This is a genomic window from Streptomyces sp. NPDC048521, assembly GCF_043199855.1.
In the GTDB taxonomy this organism is placed as follows: Bacteria; Actinomycetota; Actinomycetes; order Streptomycetales; family Streptomycetaceae; genus Streptomyces.
Window position 1 is genome coordinate 77,466 of record NZ_JBICWR010000023.1, and the last position, 15,696, is coordinate 93,161.

The 15,696-nt window shown below is 69.8% G+C and carries 13 protein-coding genes and 1 pseudogene; 4 read left to right on the forward strand and 10 right to left on the reverse strand.

Translation table 11 applies throughout. The annotated features are described in order from the left end of the window. The first annotated feature begins 589 nt into the window (after nucleotides 1-589). On the forward strand, nucleotides 590-2,674 hold the full coding sequence (locus ACGFRF_RS36285; RefSeq protein WP_393747462.1) for a HelD family protein: 2,085 nt from the start codon (nucleotides 590-592) through the stop codon (nucleotides 2,672-2,674). Between the two features lie 205 nt (nucleotides 2,675-2,879). On the opposite strand, the gene ACGFRF_RS36290 is transcribed toward ACGFRF_RS36285, so the two are convergent. Continuing rightward, nucleotides 2,880-4,016, reverse strand: a complete 1,137-nt coding sequence (locus ACGFRF_RS36290) for an MFS transporter (RefSeq protein WP_393747554.1) — start codon at nucleotides 4,014-4,016, stop codon at nucleotides 2,880-2,882. 583 nt (nucleotides 4,017-4,599) lie between these two features. Here ACGFRF_RS36290 and ACGFRF_RS36295 point away from each other — a divergent pair. Beyond that, nucleotides 4,600-5,256, forward strand: coding sequence for a hypothetical protein (locus ACGFRF_RS36295; RefSeq protein ID WP_393747464.1), 657 nt, complete (start codon nucleotides 4,600-4,602; stop codon nucleotides 5,254-5,256). A gap of 144 nt (nucleotides 5,257-5,400) precedes the next feature. Here the strand turns inward: ACGFRF_RS36295 and ACGFRF_RS36300 are convergent, their stop codons facing one another. From ACGFRF_RS36300 to ACGFRF_RS36335, 8 genes are all read right to left on the reverse strand, one after another. Next, nucleotides 5,401-6,480, reverse strand: a complete 1,080-nt coding sequence (locus ACGFRF_RS36300; RefSeq protein ID WP_393747466.1) for a sensor histidine kinase — start codon at nucleotides 6,478-6,480, stop codon at nucleotides 5,401-5,403. Beyond that, nucleotides 6,473-7,168 carry a response regulator transcription factor gene (locus tag ACGFRF_RS36305; protein WP_393747468.1) on the reverse strand — a complete coding sequence of 232 codons (696 nt, stop codon included), beginning with the start codon at nucleotides 7,166-7,168 and terminating at the stop codon, nucleotides 6,473-6,475. The genes ACGFRF_RS36300 and ACGFRF_RS36305 overlap by 8 nt, the downstream gene beginning before the upstream one ends. 68 nt (nucleotides 7,169-7,236) lie before the next feature. Next, complete coding sequence (locus ACGFRF_RS36310; RefSeq protein WP_393747470.1) at nucleotides 7,237-7,935, reverse strand: VanZ family protein; 699 nt, start codon at nucleotides 7,933-7,935, stop codon at nucleotides 7,237-7,239. 159 nt (nucleotides 7,936-8,094) lie between these two features. Next, entirely contained in the window at nucleotides 8,095-9,258 is a 1,164-nt protein-coding gene (locus tag ACGFRF_RS36315; protein ID WP_393747472.1) for an oxygenase MpaB family protein, read from the reverse strand. Nucleotides 9,259-9,319: 61 nt separating this feature from the next. Continuing rightward, on the reverse strand, nucleotides 9,320-10,372 hold the full coding sequence (locus ACGFRF_RS36320; protein ID WP_393747474.1) for a polyprenyl synthetase family protein: 1,053 nt from the start codon (nucleotides 10,370-10,372) through the stop codon (nucleotides 9,320-9,322). Next, nucleotides 10,365-10,649, reverse strand: a complete 285-nt coding sequence (locus ACGFRF_RS36325) for a polyprenyl synthetase (protein WP_393747476.1) — start codon at nucleotides 10,647-10,649, stop codon at nucleotides 10,365-10,367. The genes ACGFRF_RS36320 and ACGFRF_RS36325 overlap by 8 nt, the downstream gene beginning before the upstream one ends. A 284-nt stretch (nucleotides 10,650-10,933) precedes the next feature. After that, nucleotides 10,934-11,329, reverse strand: coding sequence for an amphi-Trp domain-containing protein (locus tag ACGFRF_RS36330; protein ID WP_393747478.1), 396 nt, complete (start codon nucleotides 11,327-11,329; stop codon nucleotides 10,934-10,936). A gap of 61 nt (nucleotides 11,330-11,390) precedes the next feature. Beyond that, nucleotides 11,391-11,825 carry a hypothetical protein gene (locus tag ACGFRF_RS36335; RefSeq protein WP_393747480.1) on the reverse strand — a complete coding sequence of 145 codons (435 nt, stop codon included), beginning with the start codon at nucleotides 11,823-11,825 and terminating at the stop codon, nucleotides 11,391-11,393. A gap of 456 nt (nucleotides 11,826-12,281) precedes the next feature. Here ACGFRF_RS36335 and ACGFRF_RS36340 point away from each other — a divergent pair, with 456 nt between their 5' ends. Then, nucleotides 12,282-13,682: a DUF2252 domain-containing protein gene (locus ACGFRF_RS36340; RefSeq protein WP_393747482.1), complete on the forward strand. Its 1,401-nt coding sequence runs from the start codon at nucleotides 12,282-12,284 to the stop codon at nucleotides 13,680-13,682. A gap of 119 nt (nucleotides 13,683-13,801) precedes the next feature. Beyond that, nucleotides 13,802-14,155 carry an SHOCT domain-containing protein gene (locus ACGFRF_RS36345; RefSeq protein ID WP_393747556.1) on the forward strand — a complete coding sequence of 118 codons (354 nt, stop codon included), beginning with the start codon at nucleotides 13,802-13,804 and terminating at the stop codon, nucleotides 14,153-14,155. 8 nt (nucleotides 14,156-14,163) lie between these two features. Here the strand turns inward: ACGFRF_RS36345 and ACGFRF_RS36350 are convergent. Next, nucleotides 14,164-15,662: pseudogene (locus ACGFRF_RS36350) on the reverse strand (MFS transporter). Nucleotides 15,663-15,696 lie beyond the last annotated feature (34 nt).

The window sequence follows — 15,696 nt, forward strand, 5'->3', positions numbered from 1 at the left end:
GCTCTCGGCCCGGCCCGCACGTCATGCAGCTGACCTGGGCGGAAAGAGTGCGAGAGCGGGGGGCGGAGGCGTTCGCCGAAGCCCCCGTCTTCGGCATGCTGGAACGAGCAGGCGAGGTCGACGCCACCTTCTACCGCCTTCCGCCCCGTGGTTTCGGCCTCTCCCCGCTCACGCCTGAACAGGCCGACTCCCTCGCCGTCCGACTGGCCGCCCTCGGGCACTCGTTCCGTCCGTCAGCGCGGACCACAGCACCGCCACGGCACACCGGCGCGACGCCGAAACTCCGCGACACGCGGCTCCGCCCTGCAGGTCGGTTAATACTCCGACCTCAGACCGTGATCTTCATGTCTGGGGTGCGGCTTGTCGCCCGTAACGTAACGACCGGCGTGGGCGGGCATTGCGAGGGTGACCCAGCGACTTCGGCCCCGCCGCTGAATGCGGCGGGGAACTCCTCGCCACGGGCCGTGCGAGCCGGGCTCTCTCCTGGCAGGCCACATTCCACCTGGTTCGGTCAATATTTACTTTCCCGGAATCCGTCTGCATAGTGGCGCCTCGAAATAGTGGTGGGTTGAGCCGAGAGGGCCCTTTCTTGTCTCAGATCAGGGATGTCGCCGCGCGTGAGGTGGAGCGTGAGCGACTTCAGGTTTCCGTCATCGGCGAGCTGTTCGACGAGCGCCTGGCCGGCGCGCGGGAGCAGCTGGCGCGCGTACTCGCGACGCCGGCCGACGGCGCGGGCGAGGCGTACGAGAGGGAGGTGGCGGCCGGGCGGCTGGCGCGGGAGGTTCGACGGCTGCAGGGGGCCGAAGACGGCTTGGTCTTCGGTCGGATCGACCTGGCGGACGGGACCGCCCTGCGGATCGGGCGGCTGGGGCTGCAAAGGGATGCGGACGAGCTGCCCGTGCTGGTGGACTGGCGGGCCGAGGCCGCGCGGCCCTTCTACGAGGCGACACCGGTTCACCCCATGCGCCTGCGGCGGCGCCGCCATCTGCGCCTGGCGGGCCGCACGGTGGTGGGGGTGAGCGATGAGCTGCTCGACGGCTCCGCACCCACCGGACAGGACGTGGTCGGCGACGGCCCGTTGGCGGCGGCGCTCCAGGAGAGGCGCACGGGACGGATGGGTGCGGCGGTTGCCACGCTTCAGGTCGAGCAGGACGCGATCGTCCGGTCCCCGCACCGCGGGGTGACGGTGGTGCAGGGTGGTCCGGGCACCGGAAAGACGGTGGTGGCACTGCACCGCGCCGCGTATGTGCTGTACGCGTTCCCGAAGGCAGCCGAGCGCGGCGTGCTCGTACTGGGGCCGAACGCGCGGTTCCTCGACTACATCTGCCACGTGCTGCCCTCGCTCGGGGAGAACGACGTCGTCCTGGCGACGTGCGAGGAACTGGCCGGCGTCGTACCGGGTGCCGCGGACCCCTTCGAAGTGGCCCGCCTGAAGGGGAGTGCCGCACTGGCCGACGCGCTGGCCGCTGTGGTCCGCTCACGGCAGGCCCCGGGCGGCGACTTCGATGTCCGGGTCGGGCAGGAGTGGATTCGTCTGCGGGACGCGGATGTCGCACAAGCGCGGGAGTCGGCACACACCAGTGGTCTCGCGCACAACCGGGCGCGTCGGCTGTTCAAGGAGCTGCTGGTCGACGCCCTCATCCGCGAGCTTGCCCGCAGTAGCGCCGAGGCGCTTGACCGGATCGACGCTCAGGTCGCGCAATTGACCGGCCTCGATCTCGACCGGGCCGCGGCAGCGGACCTGCGCCGCCTCGGCCTTGACGACGCGCCCGCGACGGGTGCCGACGAATTCGACGCCGACACCGTGCGCGCCGACCTCCTGGACGATGCCTTGCTCGACAGGGCCGTGGAGGACCTGTGGCCGCGGCTCACGCCCGGCGACGTGGTCCGCGCCCTGCTGACGGACGCCGACGCGCTGGCCGCGTACCTGCGGCAGTTCACCGACGACCAGCGGGCCCTGCTGTGGCGAACGCCCGGTGCGCCCTGGACGGACGCCGATGTGCCGCTTCTCGACGAGGCGGCGAGCCTGGTCGACGGCCCGCCTGAGCACGTGTTCGGGCACATCGTCGTGGACGAGGCACAAGAGCTCACCGTCATGCAGTGGCGGATGATCGTGCGCCGTTGCCCGGGCAGGTCGATGACACTGGTCGGAGATTTCGCCCAGGCAGGCCCGGCGACGGTGGCCCGGGACTGGAAGGAAGCACTCGGCCCGCACCTCGGACAGCGCTTCGACCTGCGCACCCTGACCGTCAGCTACCGGACCACGCAGGAGATCCTCGCCGCCACAGCGGACTTGCTCGCCCGGATCGCCCCAGGCCGCCCACCGATCCGATCGATCCGGCGCGGAGAGGTGCCGCGCACCCTTGCCGCGGCCCCTGAATCCGTCATCACCACCCTCGTGCGGGAGCTGCGGGAGCAAGGCGTCGCCTACCCGGGCGAGTTGGTCGGGGTGATCTGCGCCGATGCCATGACGGAGCAGCTCGCGGCTGCGGGGATCGAGCAGCATGCCCGGCTCGTGCCGGCCTCACAGGCGCGCGGCCTGGAGTTCGACGCCGCCGTAGTGGTCGACCCGGACGGGATCACCGCCGCCCGCCCCGGCGGCGAGCGTGACCTGTACGTCGCCCTCACCCGGGCCACCAAGCGACTGTGCACCATCACCGTCCCGCGCACGTAGCTACTGCCACCGTTACCGGCCCCAGGTGAGCGTGGGGCGCCCATCCCGGGGCGAGTCCCCCCGGCCACCGCCTCACACGGACTGTGCAGGCCGGTGGCCCCGCAGTCGGCGGCCGTGCGGGTACACATCCTCGAGCGCCCGTGGCGCCGACGCCGGCAGCGCGCGGGAACGAACCTCTCCGATGGCCGCAAGCACCGGTCGGCCTCTACCCTGAGGCCGTACCGGAGCGGCTGGTACCACCCGCTGCCTCACGACCGGCGAGTGCTACGGCGCAGGCGCCGGCGGTCAGCAGCCCGCCGGCGAGGAAGGGGCCCCGCACGTCGGCGAGCGAGAGGACCAGTGCTCCGATTGCGGCGCCGGCCGCGATGCCGGCGTTGTAGGCGCCGGAGTTGGCCGCGAGGGCGATGTCCGTGCGTCCCGGCGCGCAGTGCAGCATCTCGTTCTGGGTGACCATGAACACCGGCCCGAGCGCACCGCCCATCAGGACCAGGAACATCACCGCCGCCACCGGATGAGTGCCGACCGCGTACAGGCCGAGCATGCCCACCGCCTGCGTGGCTAGGGCCGTGGGCAGCGCGGACTGCGGGAAGCGGTCCAGCAACGCCCCGGTGATGCTCACCCCGGTCAGACAGGCAACACCGAACACCACGAACAGGACGCTGACCGCGCTCGCGGAGAACCCGCTGACGTTGTCCAGGAACTTCACGACGTAGGTGTATCCCGCGAACGCCCCGGTGGCGGAGAGGGTTCCCGCTGCCAGCACGATCCCGAATCGGCGGGCGTCGGGCATGGGTGCATAGGCGGCGGGTTCTTCTTCCGGAGCCGAGGTCGGCAGCAGTACGGCGACCGTCACGAGGGAGATGAGCCCCAGAGCCGCCGGCATGGCGATGGGTACCTGCCAGTCGCTCCACCGGCCCAGCCAGGTCCCGGCAGGAACACCGAGTACGAGGGCGAGCGAACCGGCGACGGACAGTGCTCCCACCACACGCCCGCGGACCTGGGGCGCGAACAGGCCGACCGCGGCCGGCCCCGTCACGGCCCAGAACAACGCCTGGGCCGACGCGGTCAGCAGCCGCGCCACGAGCAGCAGCCAGTAGGAGGTGGCCAGCGCCGCAACCACGCTGGACAGGACCAGCGCCGCCAGTAGTCCCGTGAGCACATGGCGTCGGGGCATGGCCCGCGTGGCGTGGGCGAGCGGCAGAGAGGCGAGGGCCACCGTCACGCCGTAACCCGTGACCAGGAGACCGGCCGCCGGCACTGACACCCGGAGGCTCTCGGAGATCAGTTCCAGCAGCCCGATCGGCAGGCTCTCCGCCGTGTTGAAGGTGAAGGCGGCCAGCATCAGGGCTACGAGCACCGCTGACCTGTGCCAGGGAGCCGGTTGCCGCGTGACCCCATGGACTCTTCCTGCCGCCGCCCGTTGCTCCTGCTCCGTGGCACCGTCCATGGAATCACCTCACCGGGCTCACCGGTCCCGCCGCAACCGAATTCAGCTGCCGCAGTGCCGGCCGGATGATCGAGCCGGGCCTTCAGGGCCGTCCGGCCCGGTTTCGCGAGCGCGCTCCCGGATCATCTGCCGCACACACGACACCGCCGGCCTCGTCGATCTCTACGACCCCTTCCCGGAACCACAGCGTCTGCGCCACCGGCAAGGGGGTCGGGGGCATGTTCAACCGCGTCCCGACCAGCCGGTCTTCGTGCACCCCGACGCCTGGGGCCACCTCAACGCGCCCACTGCGCATCAGTCAACGGCACATCGAACCAACGGTACCCGTTGGGGAGTTGGGCCGGGCAGCGACGCGGGCGGTGGGATCCGGGGTCCATGGGAGGTCCCTTTCGCCACTTGGCCTGACGGTAGAGCAACGGGCCGTCGGTGGCGCATGATGGAGGCGCCCTTCCCGTCAGAAGCGAGGTGTCGCGTTCCGATGAACCGCAAGACCAGAATCCTCCTGGCGGGCCTGGCCTCCGTGGGCGGTGCCGTCGCCGGCGCGGGCCTGCTGTACAACCGCCGGCCTGATCGCAGGGAATGGCTCCACGTCACGGTCTTCAGCGAGCCCGGTTACATGGGCCGCAACGAGAGGCTGACCTGGACCGGCGGCGAGCGCGAGGTCGTCCCGCTCACCCGCGTACAGCTGCCGCGCATCGGCTCGATCAGGCTGGAGCGGCTCGTATACCGCTTCCAGCCCGAGGTGCGGCTACCGAACATGTACATCCTGTGGCACGCCCTCACCGAGCGCCCGGACCACACGGATCCCGAGGAGGGCTTGGCCAGCTTCATCGCCATGCACCAGCTCGCCGGCATGTTCTCGGTGGGTGGGTGGGAGCCGGTCCGCGAGTCCGAGGCCCGGTCGGGAGTGCGGCTCTGGGCCGGGCGCCCCGGCCGTCCGCTGCCCGCACACGACGAGAGGGACCCCACCGGTAAGACGGCTCCCGGCAAGCCGGCGGTTTCCGGCGAGGCGCCCGCTCCCGGCGCCCAGCCCTGGCACGACGTCCTGGTCAACACGCCCGACCTCGGCTCCTGGAGCACCCGCACCCGCTACCTCGAACTCGGCTACCACGTCGGGAGCGGCACCCGCCGCTGACCGGCCGCCTGCCCTACCTGCTCCGCCCACGCCCCCGCGTCAGTGGTCGGCGACGTGGGCGGTTGACGGGCGATGCGGTGACCAATTGGACGGCCGCCCAGGATCCCTGAAACACGGCCTGGTGGCCCCGCTCGGGGAGGATGCCTACGGTGTGCCGGGTAGCCGGACCGTGACGAGGAGACCGCCGACGGGGCGGGGGACGAGGGCGAGGGTCCCGTCGTGGGCGCGGACGATGCTGTGCACGATGGCCAGGCCGAGGCCGACACCAGCGTGCTCGTCGGTGCGTACGCGTTCCGTTCCGCGCTGGAAGGGCTCGGTGAGGGTAGGTACCAGTTCCGGTGGGAGCCGACGGCCCGTGTTCTCGACTCGCAGCACGCTCGTGTCGCCGTGTGCCTCGGTGTGGACCGTCACGGTGCCGTCAGCGGAGAGGTTGTGGACGATGGCGTTCTGGACGAGGTTCGTCACCATCCGCAGCAAAAGCTCCGCGGAGCCGCTGGTCCGGGCCGCCTCGCCGGTGACGTCGAGCGTGATCCGGCGCTGTTCGGCGAGGGGAAGCAGCGTTTCGGCGGCTTCTTCGGCGATGAGGGAGAGGTCGACGCCCTCGCGCGTGAAGTTTCCGCGGTCGCCGCGGCTGAGCAGCAGGAGGGCCTCGGTGAGGTCGATCGCCCGCGTATTGACAGCGTGCAGACGTTCGATGAGTTCGCCCCGGTCCCGCGTGGGGTCCTTGCGGGCGACATCGAGGAGCGTCCGCGAGATCGCCAGCGGGGTGCGCAGTTCGTGGGAGGCGTTCGCGGCGAACCGCTGCTGCTCGGCGACGTGGGACTCGAGTTGCTCGAGCATCCAGTCGAACGCGTCGGAGAGGTCACGGAATTCGTCCTGGCGGCCCTTCATGCGGATCCGGTGGGACAGCGATCCGTTCCCGGCCCTCCGTGCCGCATCCGTGATCTGTGTGAGTGGTGCGAGCATCCGGCCGGCGAGGATCCATCCCCCGACGAGCCCGAACACGAGGAGGAAGACCATCGCCATGGCCGCGGCGGGGGCGAAGGTGCGTACGAGGAGGTAGCGGTTGGGTGCGATCCCGAGAAGGCCCTTGGGGGTGTCGGGTACGTAGCGCAGCAGGGACACCCACACCACGACCAGCAGGAGGGTGCCGGCGACGAAGAGGAATCCGGCGTAGCTGAGGGTGAGTTTCAGTCGGGCGCTGAGCCCTGGGCGTCTATGCATGCGTACTGCCGGGGCGGGTGGCGTCCGGGCCGGAGTCGATGCGGTAGCCGACACCCGGCACCGTGGCGATGATCCATGGTTCGCCGAGTCGCTTGCGCAGTGCGGAGACCGTGATGCGCACGGCGTTGGTGAGGGGGTCGGCGTTCTCGTCCCAGGCCCGTTCCAGCAGCTCTTCGGCGCTGACGACCCCGCCCTCGGCGGTGACGAGGACGTTCAACACGGCGAATTGCTTGCGGGTGAGCGCGACGTAGCGTCCGTCACGGAAGACCTCCCGGCGGAAGGGGTCGACCCGCAGGCCCGCGATCTCGCGGACCGGGGGCCGGGCGTACGCGCGTCTGCGGTCGAGCGCCCTCAACCGCAGGACGAGCTCCCGCAGCTCGAACGGTTTGGTGAGGTAGTCGTCCGCGCCGAGCTCGAACCCCGAAGCCTTGTCGTCGATCCGGTCGGCAGCGGTGAGCATGAGGATCGGGATGCCGCTGCCGGAGGCGACGATGCGCCGGGCGACCTCGTCACCGGAGGGGCCGGGGATGTCGCGGTCGAGGACCGCGAGGTCGTAGGAGTTGACGTTGAGCAGTTCCAGGGCGGAGTCGCCGTCGGCGGCGATGTCGGCGGCGATCGCCTCCAGCCGCAGCCCGTCACGGACGGCTTCGGCCAGGTAGGGCTCGTCCTCCACGATCAGTACGCGCATGTCTGCAGCCTAAGCACCACACCATATCGCCGACGTATGCAAAGACATGTGCGCACCGGACACGCGAGTCAGCCTGCCGGTGCCGGCGCGCGGCGAGGCGACGGCGCTTCGGCCGTAGTGCGCCACCAGCGGCGTGACGCCAGCCCGGCCAGCACGGCGCCGGCGGCGTTGACCAGTACGTCGTCCACGGAGGACACCCGGTCCAACCGCAGGACGTACTGTGCGGTTTCGACCAGGACCGAGCAGCCCGCCCCGAGCACCAGGACCCGCGGCACGGACGCCAGCGCCGAGAACCGCATGGGGGCGAAGAACCCCAGCGCCGCGAAGACCAGCAGGTTGCCGACGATCCCGGCCGGCCCCATCGTGAGCAGGTCCCGCAGCGGTACCAGGCTCACCCGGCCGGGGACGGTGCCGGCCCCGGCGCCCGGCATCATGGTCATCCATAGGAACGGCACCGTCCCGTGGACCATGCCCACCTCGGCCAGCGACATCCGCCACGCCGACGTGTCACCGGTGGCACGCCGACGGCGCGCCAGCCCCCAGACCACGAGCGCGGCCAACGGCAGTCCGACCAACGTCATGAGCACCACACCGTTGAACGTGTCGAAGCAGCCGTGCCACCGCCCGGCCATGCACATCGGAGCGGACATCATGAGCGGCCGCCGCACGACGAACGCGGCGCTCGCCACGCCGAGGATCGCCAGGCTCAGGAGCACGATCCCGCGCGTGCGCCGGGGCGGTGCTGACAGGGACGCGTTGTGGTTCATGCCCCCATTGGAGACGGAGGGCCGTCGCGGTGGCGTATGCGATTTTCGATACGCCCGCGATACACGGAATCCCCGTCCTCAACCAACTGGCGCACGTCGGCGGCGAGATGGCCTCACCATCCAGAACGAGCCCGCGGTCACGCCGGCACCACTGTGTGCTCAGGAAGCGAGTGTGGATACGGGCGGGGTCCATCGGTGGGTGCGCGGCACGCCGCCGGTGACGCCGAAGTCCTTCTTCAGTTGCTCGGGGATGGCGTAGTGCATGACGCGGCCACGGGTGAGGGAGGACAGCTCGAAGATGGTGGTGAGGTGGCCGAGGCGGTCCAGCGCCCAGGCACCCAGCGGTGAGCGGTCCTCGATGTTCTCCAGCACGCCGAGCAGGCCGGGTACGACCTTGACCACGCTGTCCCAGGCGGTGCGGGGAACCTGGAGCCAGTCGGCGCAGGTGTCCCCGATGAGGTAGCGGATGAGTGCGGAGACGATCGGGTCGAAGAAGGTGCCCGGTACGACTTCCTCGTAGAGGTCGATCAGCTGCCGGGTCAGGTGGGTGCCCTCCTCGGAGGGGCCCATGTGGCGAACCATGTACAGGTCGAGGAATTGGCGGGCCTCTTCCAGGGTTCGGGGCACGGCGCCCTGGTCGACACCGAGCATGGCGCCGACCACGCGCCAGGCGTAGAAGTACGCTTCGGCGCCCTCGGTGGACATGTGGATGCCGAGGCGGTGCAGGCTGTCCAGGACGAGCAGGGAGAAGAACATCTGCCCGCCGATCATGTCCTCCTGGCAGATCGGCGTCCCCAGGGCCGCGGTGTCCCAGCGGTTCTCGCGCTCGAGGTGGTGGCGGATGGAGGCGTGCAGCAGGCGCACCTTCTGCGCGGCGGGGAGGAAGCGGCTGCCCGCCTCGAAGGCGTCGGGCTGCATCAGGTAGACGGTGAACTGCCCGGTCTCCGCCATCCGCTTGGACGGGTAGTTCAGACCGTGGGTGGCCGACAGCAGCTTGGCCACGTGCGGAACGACATAGCAGGCGGGCATGGAGACGAAGGACAGCGCCGTGGAGATGTGCACGCTGTTGTCGATGAAGAAAAGCCGCGCCTTCTCCATCTCCGCCCAGTCCACCCAGGCCGGTGGCACGCTGGTGGCCCGGAGGTACTCGCGGGCGACGTCGGGCAGCCCGTCGGGCAGGGGCGCGCCGGCGGTCGAGACGTACCGCATCAGGGTGTTGAACGTGCCCACCTCCCCGCGCTCGAACAGCGTGGCCACGACGGTGTCGGCGAGTTCGTCACCGGACCGGCGCAGGGCGTCCATCGACGTCTCGGTGTAGGTCATGACGGAAATCCTTGTCTGCAGGTCCCCTACGACAGCGGGGCTGCCGCGGCGGTGGGCGTGTTCAGTGCCGGCGGTCGGTGGCCGAGTGCGCGAGGTCGCTCAGGGCCCGCCGGGCATGGGCGGGAAGGTCGAGGCCGTTCAGGACGCGGATGGCTTCCCGCACACGCGTGTCGATCATTTCCTCGATCTGCTCCGGCGCCTTGAGGGTCACCAGCAACTCCCGCACACGGGCCAGTTGCCCCTCGTCCAGGTCCCGGCGCCCCAGTACGCCGGTGAGGTGGTCGCGCTGGGCGGGCAGGGCAGCCTGCCAGGCCGCGGCCAGCAGGGCGGTGGGGCGGTTGTTGCGGATGTCGTCCAGGCCGGCCTTGCCCGTGCGCTCCGGTTCACCGAACAGGCCCAGCAGATCGTCCCGCAGCTGAAACGCCTCTCCCAGCGGCAGTCCGTAGGCGGACAGGCCGGCACGCAGGTGCGAGTCGGCCCCGGCCAGCAGACCGCCGATGAGCAGGGGCTGCTCGACGGTGTACTTGGCGGTCTTGTAGCGGATCACCTTCAGGGACAGATCCGTGTCCGGACTGGTGCCCGTGCTCAGGATCTCCAGGCATTCGCCCGCGATGAGTTCCCGGGCGAGTGCCGCCCACAGGGGCCGGGCCCGGGCGAGGTAGGCGGCGGGCAGGCCGCTCGTGACGAACAGTTGCCCCGCCAGCGCCATCAGGTGATCCCCGACCAGCATGGCCAGACAGCGGGCGGCGGCGCGCGCCCGCGGCCGCCCGGTCAGAGGGGCCTGCAGAGCGACGTGGACGGTGGGCCGGTTGTGACGCAGAGGGCTGTCATCGATGAGATCGTCGTGGACGACCGCCGCGGCATGCACCAACTCCATCGAGGCGGCGGCCCGCATGAGGGCGTCGTTGTCGGGCTGCCCCGCCGCGCGCCAGCCCCAGTAGCAGAACGCCGCCCGCAGCCGTTTGCCGTGCACGGCCGCACGCTGCAGTTGTTCCGCCACCGGTTCCAGGACGTCGTCGATCTCGAGCAGGTGTTCGGCCTCAGCTGCCAGGAAAGGGCCCAGGATGTCGTCGACGCGCTGCTTGAACGCGGCCGACTCCCATGTGTCAGACATCGCGACCGGAGGCCGCCTGCCGGGCGAGTACGTGCTGGGCCAGCACTTCGAGGTGAGCGGAGGGTGCTGTCGCGTACCGGTCCAGAGCGAGCCGGCCGCGGGACATCAGATCCTGCTCCGCGTCCCGCGCGAGGTCGGCGCCGTCGGCGCGGCGCAGCAGTCCCTGAAGCGTTCCGGCGGCCGAGCTGATGGTGCTCACCGCCAGGTCGGCCAGGCCCGCCACCAGCAGGACCGCCTGCTCGTCCAGACGCTCGCCTCGTTGCGGAGTTGACGTCATGCCGTTGCCCCCAAGATCACGTGCTTGACAGGTGCGCCGGTTCGCCTGGCGCTTCTGTTCCGATGTTCCGATCATGGAGCCGCCGCATGGCGCGTACGCCTCGGTTACCGCATCGAGTGATGCGGGGGAACGTATGTGCCCAGGGATCAAGGCCGCCTCGGCAATGTGCCGTACACGTCGGGTACTTGGACGCGCCTGCCGAGTGACCGCTGCGTCGGACACAGGTCTTCGGGCACGTGGCCGCGTCTCGTCGCGTGGTGGCCGGCCGAGGTCCCGGACACGACTCAGGGCGTTTTCGTAGCGGACTGCTTCGTGCTCTTGGTCTTGTCGGCGCCCGTACTGCCGCGACGCCCTGGCTTGGCGGGCACGCTCTTGCGTGTTGTGGTTTCCCTCGTCCCCGTCCCCGTGCCCGTGCCCGTGCCCGTGCCCGTCCGCGATGGTGCCGTCCTTGTCGGTGCGGTCGGCCACGTGAACTCGATCTCCAGCTCGACCTCCCCGTCGCCGATCTCGACCTCGATCTCGCTGTGAAGGTCGTCGGGAATCCGCAGGCTCAGCGTTCCGGGGCTGAGTTCCAGTTCGGCGTCCCCGCCTTCTCGCAGTGCGGCTGCGAGTGCCGTGAGCTGGTCAGCCGCCTCAAGGCGTGACAGCGAGCGTTTCTGCTCGAACTTGAGGTCCTTCATGGGTGTGTCCGATCCGGAGACGGTCGGGATCCCGGGCCGCAGCCCCGGGGCCATCCCCCGTTCATCGCTCGGACGGGCTGGGAGCGGTGCACAGTGCCCAGATGACGAAGCCGTTGATCGCGATCAGGACGATGGCCCAGAACGGTGCGTAGGGGAGCCAGAGGAAGTTTGCGAGCATGGCCAGGCCGGCCAGCCCCACTCCGACGACTCTGGCCCAGGTGGCGCCCTGGAGCAGGGCTGCGCCGGCGAGAGTGATGACTACGCCTATGATCAGGTGGATCCAGCCCCATCCGGTGAGATCGAACGCGTACACGTAGTTGCGGGTGGCGAGGAACACGTTGTCGTTGGCGATCGCGGCGATGCCCGTGAAGAGCATCATCAGGCCACCGAAGATCATCAGAACGGCCGCGAAGACCAACCAGCCGCTGCCTATACCGGTCTTCTCCGAACTGCGCACCGCCGCGCCCGAGCGAGCCCCACTCGCATGACTGGTCATCGCCGGCTCCTTCGTGTCGTACGGCCCCGCACGACCGCGCGTTCGCGTTCGGCCGGTCGGGCTACTTCCAATGTCGTCCTGCGGGGTGCGCGGCGCACCTCGGGGTGCGCGACCGGCCGCTGTCGATGAGTTGTTCGCAGACCGTCCGCGCAGGCCGGAGTTGTCCGACGCGGCTGCGCAGGCAGGGACCGCAGGACATGACACACCGGGGTGAGGACCAGAGCGATCGCAGTGTTCAGAACGAACGATGCGGTTCCTTACTGCTGCAACCCGGCACCTCGATGGCGAGTTCGGTCATACGGCGGCTCGGGGCCATCCCGTCCCAGCGATGCCGATGGCCGAGATGCCGGCTGGTGCGGGGTGTGGAACGGTGGGAGAGGGCGAAGCAGGCCCGGATGCGGGCGGGCAGGTGCTCCACGCGGGCTGCTCGGGCTGCTCCGCCCAGGAGGTGGCGTCATGGCTGGCCAGGTCAGCGGGGAGCTTCCGGAGGAACGGGCGGCACGGGGCCGGGCGGCGCGGGCAGACGCTCCGCGCTCCGCCCACGCGGAGTACCAGCCCTCGGCGAAGCGGCCGGACCCGGTGGACACCATCGAGGCGCAGTCGGCCACCCGACTGCCGGAACTCGTGCCCATCCGCTACGGCCGGATGCTGGAGTCCCCCTTCCGCTTCTACCGGGGTGCCGCCGCCATCATGGCCGGTGACCTGGCCGACACTCCCTGCTCGGGAATCACCACGCAGTTGTGCGGGGATGCGCATCTGCTGAACTTCCGGCTGCTCGCCTCGCCCGAGCGGCATCTGATGTTCGACATCAACGACTTCGACGAGACCCTGCCCGGCCCCTGGGAATGGGACGTCAAACGGCTGGCCGCCAGCCTGGCCATCGCGGGGCGCGAAAACGGCTACACGGACACCGAGCGGGACTCCGTCGTACGGGCGACGGTACGGTCCTACCGCGAGCGGATGCGCCACTTCGCCGGCCTCGGCAACCTCGCCGTCTGGTACTCCCAGGTCGACATGGACGCTCTGCAGGCGCTGGCGAACCGGAAGCTGGGAGCGCGGGGCCGCGCGCGTACCCGGCGGGCCCTGGCCAAGGCCCGCAGCCGCGACAACCTCCAGGCATTCGAAAAGCTCACGCGGATAACCGACGGCCGGCGCAGGATCACCCCCGATCCGCCGCTGATCGTGCCACTGCAGGACCTGCTGCCGGGCGTCGACCGCGACCAACTGGAGGAACAGCTACGTGAGTTGATCGAACGGTACGGTCACAGCCTGCAGTCCGACCGTCGCCGTCTGCTGCGGCAGTACCGCATCGTCGACATGGCCCGCAAGGTCGTCGGGGTCGGCAGCGTCGGCACCCGCTGCTGGATCATCCTGCTGGTCGGCAGGGACGAGGAGGATCCGCTGCTGCTGCAGGCCAAGGAAGCCGACCAGTCGGTGCTGGCCCCGTACGCCGGCACGAGTACCTACGACAACCAGGGCCAACGAGTCGTCGCCGGGCAGCGCCTCATGCAGGCCGCCAGCGACATCTTCCTCGGCTGGGAACGCGTCACCGGCATCGACGGACACCAACGCGACTTCTACATCCGCCGGTTGCGGGACTGGAAAGGCATCGCCGAACCCCAGCTCATGGTCCCCGAGGACATGCGCGCCTTCGGCGAACTCTGCGGCGCCACCCTCGCCCGCGCCCACGCCCGCTCCGGAGACCGCATCGCCATCGGCGCCTACCTCGGCGGCGGCGACGTCTTCGACCGCGCACTCGCCATCTTCGCCGAACGCTACGCCGACCAGAACGAACGCGACCACCAGGCCCTCACCGACGCCGTACGCACCGGCCGAGTCCCCGCCCGGAACGCGTAGCGCCTGAAGTGGCCGGAGACGACTTGGCGCCGCGAGGCACGGCAAAAGACAGAAGGACGACTACGAGCAGCGACCTGTATCTGGCATACGACTACCCGCTCCTGGACGCGTTCTGGACCATGATGTGGATCTTCCTGTGGATCATCCTGTTGTTCCGTGTCATCGGCGATGTCTTCCGTGACGACTCGCTGAGTGGCTGGGGAAAGACGGGATGGACCTTCTTGGTGATCATCCTGCCGTACCTCGGAGTCTTCGTGTACCTGATCGCCCGAGGCCGTGCCATGGGCAAGCGTGAACAACAGGCCGCCAGGGCACGGCAGGCCGCGCTCGACGTGTACATGCGGGGAAGCGCCGGAAGCGCGGGTGCGGGCGGCCACGCGGACGAGCTGACCAAGCTCTCCGAGCTCAGGAGCAGGGGTGTACTCACCGATGCGGAGTTCCAGCAGGCCAAGCAGAAGGTCCTGACGTCCTGACCCCGAATCTACGGCTCCGTCGAACGGGGCTGGGTATTCGGGATCCGTGAGGTGAAGAACAGGGCGAGGAGAGCGGTGGAGGCGAGGATGCCGAGTGCGGCACGAAGGCCGTCGATCCTTGCGCCGGTGTTCGCGTCGAGTGCCGCTCGAGTCACCTCGGGGCTCGTGCCCGCTTCGTCGAGGGCGGACTTGAGCTGGGCGTCCGACAGGAACGGTACGCCGCTTCGGAGTTCGACCGTCGCCCGGCTCTTGACCTCACCCGGGATCGCCGGATTCTGCTCCACGCTGGTCAGGAACGAAGTCGTCATCGCCGCGATCAGGATCGACCCGGCGAGTGCTGTACCGATCGAGGCGCCGAGGTTGGTGACGGCGTTCTGGACACCGCCGACTTCTGAGCTCTGTGCTTCAGGCACGGCGGACACGGTGACCGACCCGAGCTGGGAGGCCAGCGCGCCCATGCCGAGCCCGATCAACAGGAGGGGAAGAGTGACGATTTCCGCGCCGGCGTCCGCGTCGAGCGCGGCCATCAGGGCCACCGCGCCCGCGAGCAACGCGAGGGTCCCGAGCCGCACCACCCGCCGCGGCGAGATGTCCGGGAAGAAGCGCGGGATCAAGACGGCGGCCGCCAGCAGTGTCACGGAGAGCGGCAGGATGCGGGCGCCGGTCGTGAGCGCGGACAGGCCCAGGGCGACGGACAGATAGAGCGGTACGACGAAGAAGACACCCATCTGAACGAGGTACTGGAAGAAGAACATCGTCAGTCCGCCGGTGAGCTGCTTGTTGCGCAGCATGGCCGGGTCGACGAGGGGCTCCCTGCGCTGCTCCACCATGCGGGCCTCCCAGCCGAGGAAGAGCCGGACCAGGAACAGACCGGCCAGCATCAGCCACAAGACCAGCGAGACGCCGAGCCACGAGGGCGCCTCGGGCTTCGGCTGGAACCATCCCCATTCGTCCGAGCGGAGTACCCCGTAGACGAAGATCCCGAGCCCGAGCGCGGACAGCACGGCGCCGACGAGATCGATGCGCGGGCGCTCGCCGGTCGGTGCGTCGGCGATGCGGCCGGCGAGCACCAGGATGCCGAGCACCATCACGACCTCACCGGCGAAGACCCACCGCCAGGAGAAGTACGTCGTCGCGACACCCCCGATGAGCGGCCCGACCGCGATCGCCACGGCCCCCGCGGCCGCGACGAGACCGTAGGCGGCGGGACGGCGTTCAACAGGGAAGTTGCTCGCCACAAGCGCCACGATCGCGGGCAGGATGAGTGCCGCCCCGACCCCCTCGAGAAACGACCAACCGAGCAGCAGCACGGGCAGGTTCGGTGCGAGCGCCGTGGTCAGGGAGCCGCAGCCGTAGATGACACAGCCGATCATGAATCGGGGATCATGAACATCGCCATCACGAGGGTGTAGGCAGTGATGGCGCCTTGGATGCCCGTCACCGTCGTGCCCACGTCCTTGGCCACCGTCGCGATCGAGACGTTCATGACCGAGCTGTCGAGCGCCATCAGGAACTGACCGGCCGCGAGAGCCAGCAGGACG